This is a genomic window from Caldimonas mangrovi (assembly GCF_023721835.1).
In the GTDB taxonomy this organism is placed as follows: Bacteria; Pseudomonadota; Gammaproteobacteria; order Burkholderiales; family Burkholderiaceae_C; genus Caldimonas; species Caldimonas mangrovi.
In genome coordinates this window covers 85,905-100,515 of record NZ_JAMKFE010000004.1, presented here as the reverse complement: position 1 = coordinate 100,515, position 14,611 = coordinate 85,905, and the positions used below count along the sequence as shown (strand labels likewise).

10 protein-coding genes and 1 tRNA gene are annotated in these 14,611 nt (G+C 67.7%); 8 read left to right on the top strand and 3 right to left on the bottom strand.

The genetic code is table 11. The annotated features are described in order from the left end of the window. The first annotated feature begins 13 nt into the window (after positions 1 to 13). From M8A51_RS07870 to M8A51_RS07845, 6 genes are all read left to right on the top strand, one after another. Positions 14 to 937: an alpha/beta fold hydrolase gene (locus M8A51_RS07870; protein ID WP_251777657.1), complete on the top strand. Its 924-nt coding sequence runs from the start codon at positions 14 to 16 to the stop codon at positions 935 to 937. A gap of 55 nt (positions 938 to 992) precedes the next feature. Further along, a protein-coding gene (gene prfB / locus M8A51_RS07865; protein WP_251777656.1) for a peptide chain release factor 2 occupies positions 993 to 2,097 on the top strand; the annotation gives its coding sequence in 2 pieces (ribosomal slippage) (positions 993 to 1,073 and positions 1,075 to 2,097; 1,104 coding nt in all). A gap of 405 nt (positions 2,098 to 2,502) precedes the next feature. Next, the gene (gene pepN / locus M8A51_RS07860; protein ID WP_251777655.1) at positions 2,503 to 5,175 is read left to right on the top strand and encodes an aminopeptidase N; all 2,673 of its coding nucleotides are present in this window, start codon (positions 2,503 to 2,505) and stop codon (positions 5,173 to 5,175) included. 25 nt (positions 5,176 to 5,200) lie between these two features. Then, on the top strand, positions 5,201 to 6,214 hold the full coding sequence (locus tag M8A51_RS07855) for a class 1 fructose-bisphosphatase (protein ID WP_251777654.1): 1,014 nt from the start codon (positions 5,201 to 5,203) through the stop codon (positions 6,212 to 6,214). Between the two features lie 47 nt (positions 6,215 to 6,261). Further along, positions 6,262 to 6,337: transfer RNA gene (locus tag M8A51_RS07850), tRNA-Thr, on the top strand. 244 nt (positions 6,338 to 6,581) lie between these two features. Then, on the top strand, positions 6,582 to 6,968 hold the full coding sequence (locus M8A51_RS07845) for a hypothetical protein (RefSeq protein ID WP_251777653.1): 387 nt from the start codon (positions 6,582 to 6,584) through the stop codon (positions 6,966 to 6,968). A gap of 84 nt (positions 6,969 to 7,052) precedes the next feature. On the opposite strand, the gene M8A51_RS07840 is transcribed toward M8A51_RS07845, so the two are convergent. The 3 genes from M8A51_RS07840 to M8A51_RS07830 are packed head-to-tail and all read right to left on the bottom strand — an operon-like array spanning position 7,053 to position 12,599. Further along, the gene (locus M8A51_RS07840; RefSeq protein ID WP_251777652.1) at positions 7,053 to 8,237 is read right to left on the bottom strand and encodes a sensor histidine kinase; all 1,185 of its coding nucleotides are present in this window, start codon (positions 8,235 to 8,237) and stop codon (positions 7,053 to 7,055) included. A 13-nt stretch (positions 8,238 to 8,250) separates the two neighbouring features. Beyond that, positions 8,251 to 9,114, bottom strand: a complete 864-nt coding sequence (locus M8A51_RS07835) for a CheR family methyltransferase (RefSeq protein ID WP_251777651.1) — start codon at positions 9,112 to 9,114, stop codon at positions 8,251 to 8,253. Beyond that, positions 9,087 to 12,599, bottom strand: a complete 3,513-nt coding sequence (locus tag M8A51_RS07830; RefSeq protein ID WP_251777650.1) for a response regulator — start codon at positions 12,597 to 12,599, stop codon at positions 9,087 to 9,089. The genes M8A51_RS07835 and M8A51_RS07830 overlap by 28 nt, the downstream gene beginning before the upstream one ends. A 204-nt stretch (positions 12,600 to 12,803) precedes the next feature. Between M8A51_RS07830 and modB the strand changes: the two genes are divergently transcribed. Both modB and modC read left to right on the top strand, forming a co-directional pair. Continuing rightward, on the top strand, positions 12,804 to 13,493 hold the full coding sequence (gene modB, locus M8A51_RS07825; RefSeq protein ID WP_251777649.1) for a molybdate ABC transporter permease subunit: 690 nt from the start codon (positions 12,804 to 12,806) through the stop codon (positions 13,491 to 13,493). Next, on the top strand, positions 13,490 to 14,611 hold the full coding sequence (modC, locus tag M8A51_RS07820) for a molybdenum ABC transporter ATP-binding protein (RefSeq protein WP_251777648.1): 1,122 nt from the start codon (positions 13,490 to 13,492) through the stop codon (positions 14,609 to 14,611). The genes modB and modC overlap by 4 nt, the downstream gene beginning before the upstream one ends.

Below are 14,611 nucleotides of genomic sequence, written 5' to 3'. Positions count from 1 at the left end.
ACACTCTGTCCGCATGACGACCGACACGCCCTTCTACACCGAGCACCGCGCCAGATCTTCCCTCTCGCTGCCCGTCCGTGGCCTGCGCTACCACGTACACCGCTGGGGCCACCCGTCCGTCGCAACCCCAGAACGTCCGACGCTGGTGATGCTGCACGGCTGGATGGACGTCGGCGCGTCGTTCCAGTTCGTGGTGGACGCGTTCGCCGCCGAGCGGTACGTGATTGCGCCCGACTGGCGCGGTTTCGGGCTCACCGAAACCCCGAACACCGACACCTACTGGTTCCCCGACTACCTCGCCGACCTGGACGCCCTGCTCGACCAGCTGGTGCCCGGCCAGCCGATCGACCTGCTGGGCCACAGCATGGGCGGCAACGTCGCGATGCTGTATGCAGGCGTGCGCCCCGAACGGGTACGACGTCTGGTCAACCTCGAAGGCTTCGGCCTGCCCGACAGCCGGCCGTCGCAGGCGCCGAAGCGTTACGGACAGTGGCTCGACGACCTGAAGACCGCGCAGCAGCTGCGCAGCTACGACTCGCTCGACGCGGTGGCCGAGCGCCTGCGCAAGAACAACCCTCTGCTGCGCGCAGATCGCGCAGCCTGGCTGGCGGCGCACTGGTCGCGTCAGGACGAGCACGGCCGCTGGGTCATCCTCGGCGACCCGGCGCACAAGCGCGCCAACCCGGTGCTCTACCGCAAGGAAGAGGTGCTGGCCTGCTGGGAGCGCATCACCGCACCGGTGCTGTGGGTCGAGGGCGACCGCACCGACGTCACGAAATGGTGGGGCGATCGCTACCCGCGCGCTGACTTCGAAGCCCGTCTCGCTGTGGTGCCGAAGCTGGAACGCCACGTGCTGAGTCCTGCGGGGCACATGCTGCACCACGACCAGCCGGAGGCACTGGCCGAACGCATCGAGGCGTTCCTGAAAGCGACCTAGCGCCGGCGGGTTCTGCGTGCATGAGAAAATCGCCGGTTTCGCAAAGGACAAGACCATGGACGCAGAACGCATCAATGCCCTCGGGGCGGAACTCGAAGACCTGACCCGCCGGACCGCCGAACTACGGAGGTATCTTTGACTGGGAGACCAAATCCCACCGCCTGAGCGAGGTCAACGCGGCGCTGGAAGACCCCACCGTCTGGAACGACCCGAAACATGCCCAGGAACTGGGCCGTGAGAAGAAAACGCTCGAAGGCGTGGTGCTGACGATCAGCCGCCTCGCCTCGGAACTGTCGGACAACACCGAGCTGTACGAGCTGTCGCGCGAGGACGCCGACCACGACGGCCTGGCCCACATCGAGGCCGAGGTGCGCGAGCTGACCGAAGAGGTGGAACAGCTGGAGTTCCGCCGGATGTTCAGCAACCCGGCCGACCCGAACAACTGCTTCATCGACATCCAGGCCGGCGCGGGCGGTACCGAGGCCTGCGACTGGGCCAGCATGCTGCTGCGCCAGTACCTGCGCTACTGCGAGCGCAAGGGCTTCAAGACCGAGGTCATGGAAGAGTCCGAAGGCGACGTCGCTGGCATCAAGAGCGCGACCATCAAGGTCGAGGGCGAATACGCGTTCGGCTACCTGCGCAGCGAAACCGGCGTGCACCGGCTGGTGCGCAAGAGCCCGTTCGACTCTTCCGGCGGGCGTCATACCTCGTTCGCCAGCGTGTTCGTCTACCCCGAGGTGGACGATTCGATCGAGATCGAGATCAATCCGGCCGACGTGCGCACCGACACCTTCCGCGCTTCGGGCGCGGGCGGCCAGCACATCAACAAGACCGACTCGGCGGTGCGTCTCACGCACATGCCGACCGGCATCGTGGTGCAGTGCCAGAACGACCGCTCGCAGCACCGCAACCGCGACGAGGCCTGGCAGATGCTGCGATCGCGCCTGTTCGAGCACGAGATGCGCAAGCGCATGGCCGAGCAGCAGAAGCTGGAGGACTCCAAGACCGACGTCGGCTGGGGCCACCAGATCCGTTCCTACGTGCTGGACCAGAGCCGCATCAAGGACCTGCGCACCAACGTCGAGATCTCCAACACCCAGAAGGTGCTGGACGGTGACCTGGACGCGTTCATCGAAGCCAGCCTGAAGCAAGGCATTTGAAGCCAGGGGTCTCAGCGAGAGCAACCAGCCACGCCATGATCAAGATCCAGGCCGAAGATTTTCTCCTCCGACTGATCCCATCCGTTCGTCGGGTCGAAGGACAGGGTGGGCCCTATCTGGACTCGATCGAACTCGGTGTGGAGATACGGGTTCCCGGTTTTGAAGGCACGACGCAGTGGCAGGTCACGTCTGCGGAACTGGACCGGCACGTTCGAAGTTCAAGCGAACCCACCGGAAGGCGCGACACTGCGGGGCTCGTTCGGGCTGGACCAAACGTTTCTTCCAGGCATTTCGAAGCAGATCGATACTCTGTTGGAGTTCAGCTGACATCGAGTCTTTCCAGGGCGGACCGCATGGCCACATGCTGAACCGCCCTCAACCCAAAAGAATGTAGCGAGACCCACCATGCGTGAAGGCACTGCCACCGTCATCCGGCGCGAAGACTACGCCGCGCCGGCCTACTGGATCCGCTCGGTCGAACTCACCTTCGATCTCGACCCGGTCAAGACTCTCGTCACCAACCGCATGCAGGTCGAGCGCAATCCGCACGCGACCACGCAGACGTTGAGGCTGGACGGTGAAGACCTGAACCTGTTGCGGGTGCTGGTCAACGGCGAGTCGGTGTCGTTCCGCGTCGAGAACCAGCAGCTGGTGCTCGAGAACCTGCCTGCGGAGTCGTTCACGCTCGAGCTGCGCAACACCTGCTCGCCCGAGAAGAACACCCAGCTGTCGGGGCTGTACACCTCCAGCGGCGGTTTCTTCACCCAGTGCGAAGCACAGGGCTTCCGGCGCATCACCTACTTCCTCGACCGGCCCGACGTGATGGCCGTCTACACCGTGACGCTGAAGGCCGACCGCGCCAAGTACCCGGTGCTGCTGTCCAACGGCAACCTGGTCGAGCAGGGCCCGCTGGACAACGGCAAGCACTACGCGAAGTGGCACGACCCCTTCCCCAAGCCCAGCTACCTGTTCGCGCTGGTGGCGGCGAAACTGGTGTGCCGCGAGCAGAAGATCCGCGCCGCGTCCGGACGCGAGCACCTGCTGCAGGTCTATGTACGCGCCGGCGACCTCGACAAGACCGAGCACGCCATGCATTCACTGATCGCGTCGGTCGCCTGGGACGAACGTCGCTTCGGGCTGTCGCTCGACCTCGACCGCTTCATGATCGTCGCGGTCAGCGACTTCAACATGGGCGCGATGGAGAACAAGGGGTTGAACATCTTCAACACCAAGTACGTCCTCGCCAACCCCGCCACGGCCACCGACGTCGACCATGCCGGCATCGAGAGCGTGGTCGGCCATGAGTACTTCCACAACTGGACCGGCAACCGCGTCACCTGCCGCGACTGGTTCCAGCTCAGCCTGAAGGAAGGCCTGACGGTCTTCCGCGACCAGGAGTTCAGCCAGGACCTGGCCGGCACGCCGAGCGCGCGCGCCGTCAAGCGCATCGACGACGTACGCACGCTGCGCCAGCACCAGTTCCCGGAAGACGCCGGCCCGATGGCCCACCCGGTGCGCCCGGACAGCTATCTCGCGATCGACAACTTCTACACCGCCACGGTCTACGACAAGGGCGCCGAAGTGGTGCGCATGATGCAGACGCTGGTCGGCCGCGACGGCTTCGCGCGGGGCATGACGCTGTACTTCGAACGCCACGACGGCCAGGCCGTCACCTGCGACGACTTCGCGCAGGCCATTGCCGACGCCAACCCCGGCAGCGCATTGGCGCACAAGCTGGAGCAGTTCAAGCGCTGGTACAGCCAGGCCGGCACGCCGCGCGTCGCAGCCCGCGGCCTGTACAACGCCGAGATGCGCACCTACACGCTCGAGCTGAGCCAGCACTGCCCGCCCACGCCGGGCCAGTCCGAGAAGCAGCCTTTCGTGATCCCGGTCGCCCTGGGGCTGGTCGGCCGCAACGCGCAGCCCCTGCCGCTGCAACTCGTCGGCGAGAACGCCCCGGCCGGCACCGAGCGCGTGCTGGTGCTGAGCGAAGCGGCGCAACGCTTCGAATTCACCGGCATCGAGGTCGAGCCGGTGCCGTCGTTGCTGCGCGGCTTCTCGGCCCCGGTGATCCTCGAAGACACGCTGTCGGACGCCGACCTGCTGACGCTGCTGGCGCACGACGCCGACCCGTTCAACCGCTGGGAGGCCGGCCAGCGCCTGGCGCTGAACCGACTGCTCGCGGCGATCAAGGGCGACGGCGTGTTGCAGCTCGACGGGGCCTACGTCGACGCGATGCGCGCGGTGATCCGCCACCCGGCGCTGGACGCCGCCTTCAAGGAACTGGTGCTGACGCTGCCCGGCGAAAGCTACATTGCCGAACAGCTGGAAGAGGTCGACCCGCAGCGCATCCACGCGGTGCGCGAGTCGATGCGCCTGCAGCTCGCGCATGCGCTGCATGCCGAGTGGGAGTGGGCCTACGAGGTGCACCAGGACCAAGGCGGCTATTCGCCCGACCCGGTCTCGACCGGTCGCCGTGCGCTCGTCAGCCTGTCGCTCGCCTACCTGTGCCTGGCTGCGGCCGAGAAGCAGGTGCCGCTGTGGCCCGGCAAGGCCTACCAGCGCTTCAAGGACGCCGGCAACATGACCGACCGGCTCGGCGCGTTGAGCGCGCTGGTCGGCGCCCACAGCGAGCTGGCCGCTCCGGCACTGGAGCGCTTCCACGCGATGTTCAGGGACGAGGCGCTGGTGGTCGACAAGTGGTTCGCGCTGCAGGCCACCGCACCCGAGAAAGGCGGCCGCGTGTTCGCGCGCGTGAAGACGCTGATGTCGCACCCCGACTTCTCGCTGCGCAACCCGAACCGGGCCCGCAGCCTCGTCACTGCGCTGTGCTTCTCCAACCCGGCGGCCTTCCACCGCACCGACGCCGCCGGCTACGTGTTCTGGGCCGAGCGGGTGCTGGAACTCGACGCGATCAACCCACAGCTCGCCGCCCGCCTGGCGCGCGCGATGGACCGCTGGAAGCAGCTCGCCGAGCCCTACCGCAGCGCCGCACGCGAAGCGATCGCCCGCGTGGCCGCCAAGGGCGAACTGAGCGACGACGTGCGCGAGATCGTCACGCGCGCGCTGGCCGATTGATTCATCACTACATAGGGAGTCCGCAATGGGCAAACGAGTCAGCCTGACGCAATACCTCGTCGAGCAGCAACGCATGCACGGGCACATCCCCGGGCAGCTGCGCCTGCTGATCGAGGTGGTGGCGCGTGCGTGCAAACGCATCGCGATCAGCGTCAACAAGGGCGCCTTGGGCGACGTGCTCGGCAGCGCCGGCACCGAGAACGTGCAGGGCGAGGTGCAGAAGAAGCTGGACGTCATCTGCAACGAAGTGCTCATCGAGGCCAATGAATGGGGCGGCCACCTCGCGGCGATGGCCTCCGAGGAGATGGACGGCATCTACCTGGTGCCCAACCGCTTCCCGCAGGGCGAGTACCTGCTGCTGTTCGACCCGCTCGACGGCTCCAGCAACATCGACGTCAACGTCAGCATCGGCACCATCTTCTCGGTGTTGAAGAAGCCCGAAGGGCACACCGGCGTCAGCGAGGGCGACTTCCTGCAGCCCGGCCACCAGCAGGCCGCGGCCGGCTACTGCATCTACGGTCCGCAGACCACGCTGGTGCTGACCGTGGGCGATGGCGTCGCCATGTTCACGCTCGACCGCGAGCAGGGGTCCTGGGTGTTGACGCAGGACGGCGTCAAGATCCCGGAGGACACCAAGGAGTTCGCGATCAACATGAGCAACATGCGCCACTGGGCACCGCCGGTGAAGCGCTACATCGACGAATGCCTGGCCGGCAAGGAAGGGCCTCGGGGCAAGGACTTCAACATGCGCTGGGTCGCCTCGATGGTGGCCGACGTGCACCGCATCCTCACCCGCGGCGGCATCTTCATGTACCCGTGGGACAAGCGCGAGCCCGAGAAGCCCGGCAAGCTGCGCCTGATGTACGAGGCCAACCCGATGGGCTTCATCGTCGAGCAGGCCGGCGGCGCCGCGACCAACGGCCTGCAACGTGTGCTCGACCTCCAGCCGGGCAAGCTGCACGAGCGCGTCAGCGTGATCCTCGGCTCGAAGAACGAGGTCGAGCGGGTCACCTCGTACCACGTGGACGCGGCCGGCTGACGGGCTTCCATCCCGGTCGCAAAATTTGCTAGAATCGCGGTCTCTTTGCCGGTGTAGCTCAGTTGGTAGAGCAGCGCATTCGTAATGCGAAGGTCACCAGTTCGATTCCGGTCACCGGCACCAAGAGATGAAAGTGCAAGGGTCTGACGGCAACGTCAGGCCCTTTTTCATGGGGCCACGCATTGCCTTGAATGGCCTGGCCGATGCGCGCTGTCCGGACCGGTCGCGACGGCTTTCCTGCCGGGCGGGTTGGTCGGAAATGGCCCGCTCACCTGGCCGCGGTCGCAGCACGAACCGTGTGCCGGCGGGCCCCTGCATTGCTGCGCGACGGGAACGACCTGCCCCTTGCAGCACTGGAGCACACACGATGAAACGACTGATCGCCGCCGTGAGCCTGCTCGGCCTGTGCGCCGCCACGCTGGCCCAGAACCGATCCGCCTCGGCACCGCCACCGGACGTACAGACGCTCTACGAAACGTTGATGGATGCCACCATCCACAACAAGGTGGAGCGCTTTCACGACGCCTGCGACGAGAGTGTGCGTGCCGCCGTGACGCCGGAAGCGCTGGGCCGCGTCAGCGGCTCCGTACAGCCGGTGCTCGCGCCGGGCTACGACACGGACTACCTCGGCAATTACCGCAAGACAGGGCTCGACGTCCATCTGTACCGCGTCGACCCGAGCGCGGGCGAGGACGACCTGCTGGTGATGCTGGCGGTGCGAGACGGCAAATGCGCCGGCTTCCTGATGCGGTAGTCCATCGCGTGGGTGACGCGGGACCCCGTGAGACGGCGAACCCGGACCCTGTAGAAATTGCCGCAACAGCATTGCGCGCTCCCGTCACGACGACGGGGCCGGGGCCGAGCGTGGCAGCGCGAAGTGAAAGGTGGCGCCCTCGCCCGGCTTCGCTTGGGCCCACACGCGACCGCGATGGCGCTGCACGATGCGTTTCACGGAAGCGAGACCGATGCCGACGCCTTCGAACTCCGAGGCCGAGTGCATGCGAAAGAAGGCATTGAACAGCCGTTCGGCACGCTGGGGATCGAAGCCGACCCCGTTGTCCCGTACTGCATAAACGAGTTCGTCGCCCTGCGACGCACCCTCGACGTGTATGCGCGCCGGCTGCCGTGTCTGCGAATATTTCAGCGCGTTGGACAGCAGGTTGACCCACACCTGCCGCAGCAAGCGTTCGTCACCCTCGACCGGCGGCAGTTCGTCGATCTGCCATCGCACCGAGCCCTCCGGGCGTCGCCCCGCCAGCTCGTCCATCGTCTCGCGTGCCAGCTTCGTCATGTCGACCCGGGTGAACTGAGGCTCGGCCGCGCCGAGCCGCGCGAAGCGCAGGAAGTCGCCGATCAGCTCCCGCATGCGCACCGTCTCGGTGCGCATGGCAGTGAGGTACCCGGTTTCCTTCGGCTGCAACTGGCCACCGGCCGATGCCTGCAGCAACTCGACGAAACCCTCGACGTGCGCAAGCGGCGCACGCAGGTCGTGCGACACTGCCGCGCAGAAGGCGTCGAGTTCGGCGTTCGCCAAGGCCAGCTCCTCGTTGCGCCGCGCCAGCAGTGCGTTCACGGCCGACAGCTCGGCGGCCGCCCGCTCGCGCTCCTGCACCTCGTCCTTCAACCGCGAGCGCGCACGCTCCAGCTCGATGAAAACCTCGACCTTGGCGCGCAGGATGGCCGGCACGACCGGCTTGGTCAGATAGTCGACCGCCCCGGCGGAATAGCCCTCGAACATCATCTCGGTGCTCTTCTCGAGCCCGGTCAGGAAGATGATCGGCGTGGTCTGCGAGCGGCGGCGCGAGCGGATCAACGTCGCGGTCTCGATCCCGCTCATGTCGGGCATGCGCACGTCGAGCAGGATCACCGCGAAGTCGTCGTCCAGCACGCGCTTGAGCGCCTCGTGGCCCGACTCGGCGCGCACCAGGCGCTCGCCCAGCGGCTCGAGGACCGCCTCGAGCGCGATCAGGTTGGCTGGTTCGTCGTCGACGAGCAGCAGGCTCACGGTATGGCGGTCGTCCATGGTCGCCGCGCCTTCAACGCACCCGCCGGTAGAGCGGTTCGGCCGGATCCAGACGCTCGTAGTCCGGCCGGTGAAGCGCCTGCATCAGCGACTCGCTGTTGCCCAGCCCCAGAAAGCCGAGCGGCACCAGGCTGTCGTGGATGACTTCCAGCGCACGACGCTGCGCTGCTTCGTCGAGGTACATGAGCACGTTGCGACAGGAAATCAGGTGGAACTCGTTGAACGAGGCGTCCGTCACGAGGTTGTGTACCGCGAAGCTGGCTGTGCTCAACAACCCGGGCCGCAACCTCATGTATCGACCCTCGATCTCAAAGTACTCCCGCAGGCTGCGCTGCCCCCCCGCGAGCCGGTAGCCCGCTTCGTAGTCCTCCAGCAGGGAGGCATCGAGCGTGCCTGCACGTGCGAAATCGAGCACGCCGTCGCTCAGATCGGTGCCGTACAGCGCACAGCGATCGCCGAGCCCCGCCTCGTCGAGCAGGATCAGGTAGGAGTACAACTCCTGCCCGGTCGAGCAGCCGGCGATCCACAGGCGCGGATACGGGTAGGTCTGCAGCGACGGCAGCACCCGCTCCTTGATCAGCCGGAAGAAGGCCGGGTCGCGGAACATCGACGTGACGTGCAGCGTGAGCGCCGCACGCAGGCGCAGCAGGCAGTCCGCATCGCGGCGTGCACAGTCGAGCAGCCCGTGCAGCGAGCCTGCGTTCTCGGCCTCGACGCATCGCAGCACCCGTCGCAGCATTGACGGATGCTTGTACTGACGGAAGTCCTCGCCGGTGCGCTCATAGACCAGTTCGAGCAGCGCCGAAAGTTCCGCGCGCGTCTCGTCGAGCGAGCTCATGTATTCCTGCGTCATCGCGCTGCCGCCGTGGTCAGCCACACCCGCAGCATCGCGCGCAGGCGGTCCATGTCGACCGGTTTCGTCAGGTAGTCGGATGCCCCGGCGTCCAGGCAGCGCTGCCGGTCGCCGGGCATTGCCTTCGCGGTGATGGCGATCACCGGCGTGCCCTGGTAGCCCGGCATCCTGCGCAGGCGGCGCATCGCCTCGAAGCCGTCCATCTCCGGCATCATCACATCCATCAGCACGGCGTCGAGATCGGCTTCCCGTCCCGCGGTATCCAGCGCGGCCGCTCCGCTGTCGGCATGCAGCACGTGCACGCCATAAGCTTCCAGCGCCGCGGTGATCGCAAAAATGTTGCGCACGTCGTCGTCGACCACCAGCACCCGGCGCCCGCCGAGCACCGGGTCTTCCTCATGGCCGCGTTCGATCATGCGCTGCTTGCGCTCCGGCAGGCGCGACTGCTGGCGGTTCAAGAGCAGCGCCGTCTCGCTGAGCAGCCGTTCCGGCGAACTGGCCCCCTTGACGATGATCGCATCGGACACCGCCTTCAACCCCGCCTCCTCGGCACGCGTCAGGTCGCGGGCGGTATAGACCACCACCGGCGGGCAGCGTGCGCCGAAGCGCTCGTGCATCGCCCGCAGCAATTCGGCTCCTTCCATGTCGGGCAGGCCGAGATCGACGACGACGCTGTCGTACACGGTCCCGGCCATCTCGTCGAGGGCCGCGTGGCCGGAGCCGACGCCGGTGGCCTTGACGTCGCCGTTGCCGATCAGGTCCAGGATCGCCGCACGCTGTGCATCGTCGTCCTCGACCACGAGCAGCCGGCGGAAAGGCCGCGCCAGCCGTTCCAGGTGCGAGCCCAGCACCTCCTCGATCGCCTGCGGCGTCAGCCCGCTGCTCGGCATCGTGGAAGCCGCACCCAGCCGCAGCGCGCGTTCGCGCGCGCCGTGCTCGCAGACCAGCAGCACCGGCACATGACGCGTCGCAGGGTTCTGCTTCAGCAGGCCCAGCGCCACCCAGCCCTGGTCGTCCTCCATCGCGGCCTCGAGCACGACGAGCATCGGGTTCAGACGCTGGCACAACGGCGCGATCTTGCCGAGCTCGGACACCGCCACGACGTCGAAGCCGCGCGGGCGTGCCGTTGTCGTCACGTGGTGGACCACGGTGCCGTCGCGGTGCGCGACCACCACACTGCGCGCCGAAGCCGCGACGGGTGCCGGTGCCAGCGCCGGCGCGGGTGCTGCAGGCACGGCGGCCGCCGTTGCCGGCCGCGGCGCCAACGCTTGCGCCGGCTGCACCTGTTGCGGCAGATACAGCGTGAAGGTGCTGCCCTCGCCCGGCCTGCTCGTGACCTCGATCACCCCCCCCATCAATTGCGCCAGCCGCTGACTGATCGCCAGACCCAGCCCGGTGCCGCCGAACTTGCGCGCAGTGCCGCGGTCACCTTGATGGAACGACTCGAAGATGCGCGCCTGCTGCTCCGGCGGGATACCGACGCCCGTGTCCGAGACGGCAATCGACAGCCATGCGCGCTCTGACGCGTCCTGCAGACCACGCGGTGCCGCGGCGGCGTCGATCGACAGCACGACGCGGCCGCGCTCAGTGAACTTGAAGGCGTTGGACAACAGGTTCTTGACGATCTGCCACAGGCGCCGCGTGTCGGCGTGCAGATGCTCCGGCAGGCCAGGGCCGGTGCGCAGCTCGAAGCCGAGCCCCTTGGCGTCGGCCATCGCCCGGAAACTGCTGTCGGCCGAGCGCATCAGCTCACCCAACGGCATGTCTTCCCACTCGATCTCGACGGTGCCCGACTCGATCTTCGCCAGGTCGAGGATGTCGCTGATCAGCGCCAGCAGGTCTTGGCCGGCATCGTGTATCGTGCGCGCGTACTGCACCTGCTTGTCGGTCAAGGTTCGCTCGCGATTCTCGGCCAGCAGCTGCGACAGGATCAGCAGGCTGTTGAGCGGCGTGCGCAACTCGTGCGACATGTTGGCGAGAAACTCCGACTTGTAGGCCGATGCCGCTTCCAGTTGGCGCGTGCGCTCCTCCAGCACCGTGCCGGTCTGACGCAGCTCGGCGTTGACCTGTTCGTACTCGTCGTTGGCCTGTCGCAATTCGTCCTGCTGCTCGCGCAACAGCTGCCCCGACTGCCGCAGCTGCTCGGCCTGTGTCTCCAGTTCTTCGTAGCTCTGCGACAGCTCGTCCTGCTTGCGCTGCAGGTCCATCGCCAGCCGGCGTGATTCTTCCAGTGCGGACTCGAGTTCCTGCCGTGCCTCGACGCCGTTCAAGGCCACCGCCAGGCTGCCCATCAGCCGCTCCAGGAACTCACACTCCCGCGCATTCGGCGGCTGCAGGAACGCCAGTTCGAGCACTGCGCGGACCTCGCCCTCGAACGAGGCGGGCAGCACCAGGATTTCACTCGGCACCGACTCGCCCAGCGCCGATGCGACGCGCACGTGCCCCCGTGGCAGCGGGCACAACCGCAGCGTACGGGCCTCCAGTGCCGCTTGCCCGACGGCCCCCTCGCCGAGGGCGACGCGCTCGGGCGCCCGGTCTGCCGCGAAGCTGCCGCAGCGCACCAGGCTGTCGACGCCCTCGGACCGTGCACGGCGGTACAGCACCGCATGCGGCATCTGGATGCACCGGGCCAACTCGGACAGCACCTCGCGGCAGAACGGCTCCAGCCGCCGGTTTGCCTGGTAGATCGGCGGAAAGCGGGCCAGGCTGGTCTTGATCCAATCTTCGTCGGAGAGTTTCAGCTCGCGCTCCTGCACCTGCTCGGTCATCCGGTTGAACACTTCCGCCACCTGGCCGAACTCGCTGGCGTCTTTCGGCACGCGGTGGCGATAGTCGCCGGCACCGACACGCTGGGCGCCGAGCTTGAGCTGCTCCAACGGGCGCAAGATGCTGCGCGCCGTCAACACGAAGCCCATCAGCACGACAAAAAAGGTCAGCAGCGAGACCCCGGTGATGAGCGTTTCCGTCGCCTGGCCCGTTCGGCGCGCCTGCTCGCGGCGCTGCTCCAGCAGGCCGCGCTCCGTCTTCTGCAGCTCGGCGAGCAGTTCGCGGCTGCGCTGCGCGTAGCGCTTGCTGCTTCCCAGCAACTGCGCGCTGTGTTCGGTGGACGGGCCGTCGCGGCGGCGGTGGTCGATCAGTGACTCCAGCGCCTGCAGCCTGCGCGAGATCAAGGGCTCGAGTTCGGCCAGCGTGGCCTGCTGCTGCGGGTTGTCTCGCGTCAGGTTGCGCAGCGCGGCCAGATCCTGGTACAGGCGCCCGGCAGCCGCCTCGTAGCGCTCCAGGAAGTCCACATCCTCGGTCAGCCGAAAACCTCGATTGGTGCTCTCGGCTTCCGCGAGCCCGGTGGCCGTCCGCTCCAGGCGCTGCAGCACCTCGACCGTGTGCGTGACCGATCGCCCGTCGGCGTCGACGGCCTCGAGGCTGCCGAGCGCCACCACGCCGACGACGGCAAGCGCCGCCAGCGCCGGCGCCAGCCCAAGCGCCAGCCTCGAACGGATCGACAATCGCATGCAAGCTCCTCCCGTGCGTCGGATGCCGCGGCGCAGGCCTGCCGCGGGCAACCAGGCCCTGCAACGAGGGCCGGCAAGCCCTGTTCCCGCGGGGCACCCAGGCTGGATAGACTTCGGGGCGCCAACCGAAACCTCCGCCATGCCCTGTCACATCGATCCGTACGCCGGCTCCGCGCCCTCCCCGGCGTCAGCGCCGCGCCGCCCATGCTGAGCGCCCTCGAATGGGAAGCGCTGGGCCTGAGCCTGCAGGTGGCGCTCTGGGCCACCCTGTTGAGCCTGCCGCCGGCCGTCGGTGTCGCCTGGCTGCTGTCGCGCACGGCCGTGCCCGGCAAGGCCCTGCTGGAGGCGCTGGTCCATGCGCCGCTGGTGCTGCCACCGGTGGTGGTCGGCTACCTGCTGTTGATCACGTTGGGCACCCGGGCACCGCTCGGGCGCTGGCTGAAGGAACACCTCGACGTGCAGCTGATCTTCACCCTGCAAGGCGCGGTGGTGGCCGCCGCCGTGATGTCGTTTCCGCTCATGGTGCGCGCCATCCGGCTGTCGCTCGAAGCGGTGGACCGCGGGCTCGAAGTGGCAGCCCGCACACTGGGCGCGAGCCGTTGGGATGCGTTCGCGACCGTCACGCTGCCGCTGATGCTGCCGGGCATCCTGTCGGGCTGCATGATGGCGTTTGCCGCCAGCCTCGGCGAATTCGGCGCGACGATCACCTTTGCGTCCAACATCGAAGGCGAGACGCGCACCCTACCGCTCGCGATCTACACCGCCACCCAGACTCCGGACGGCGACGCGCTCGCGCTGCGGCTGGTCGCGTTGTCGATGGTGCTGGCGCTCGGCGCACTGGTGACCTCGGGGCTGCTGGAACGCCGCACGCGCCGCTGGCTGGGGCGCACATGATCGAACTCGATTTTCGCCGCCGGCTCGGGCCCTTGCTGCTGCAGGTACAGGTGAGTGTGCCCTCGCAGGGCATTACCGCGGTCTTCGGCCGCAGCGGCTCCGGCAAGACCAGCCTGATCAACGCCGTGGCCGGGTTGCTGCGGCCCGACGAAGGCCGAATTCGTGTCGAGCAGCGCGTTTTCTTCGACGCCGCCGCACGTGTCGACATCCCGATGGAGCAGCGCGGTATCGGCTATGTGTTCCAGGATGCGCGGCTGTTCCCGCACCTCAGCGTGGCAGGCAACCTGCGCTATGGACTGAAGCGCAGCGGGCGCACGGCAGCCATCGGGTTCGATGCGGTCGTCGAGGTGCTCGGCATCGCCCCCTTGCTGCACCGCCGCCCGCATGCGCTTTCTGGTGGCGAGCGCCAGCGCGTGGCGCTCGGCCGCGCGCTGCTGCGTCAGCCGACGCTGCTGCTGATGGACGAACCGCTGGCGGCGCTCGATGCACCGCGCAAGACCGAAGTGCTGCCCTACATCGAACGGCTGTGCCACGAGTTCCATCTGCCGGCGCTGTACGTCAGCCACTCGGTCGACGAGATCACGCGGCTGGCCCAGCACCTCGTGATCGTCAGCGAAGGCCGCACCGTCGCCTGCGGTGAACTCACCGAAGTGATGTCCGAGCCCGAACATGCGCCGCTGATCGGGCGTTTCGAAGCAGGCGTCGTGATCGATTGCCGTGTGGCGCGGCACGACGTGCACTATCAGCTCTCGACGCTCGCGTTTGCCGACGGCGAACTGCGTGTGCCGCTGGTCGACCTGCCCGAGGGCACGTCCGTGCGTGCGCGCCTGCGGGCACGCGACGTCGCGCTTTCGCTTTCGACGCCCACCGACCTGAGCCTCAGCAACCGGCTGCACGGCGCGGTGGTTTCGATGACGCCCCGCGAAGGACCGTACGTTGATGTCGCGATCGGCCTCGGCTCGACCGTCGTGCGCGCGCTGGTCACGCGGGAATCCTGTGACCGGCTCGGGCTCGCGGTGGGACAGCCCGCGTGGGCCATGGTCAAGTCGGTCGCCCTCGACAGCCGCAGCGTGGGTTTCGCCCGCCGTCCGCGGCCGGCCGACGGCTCGGCCGCATAG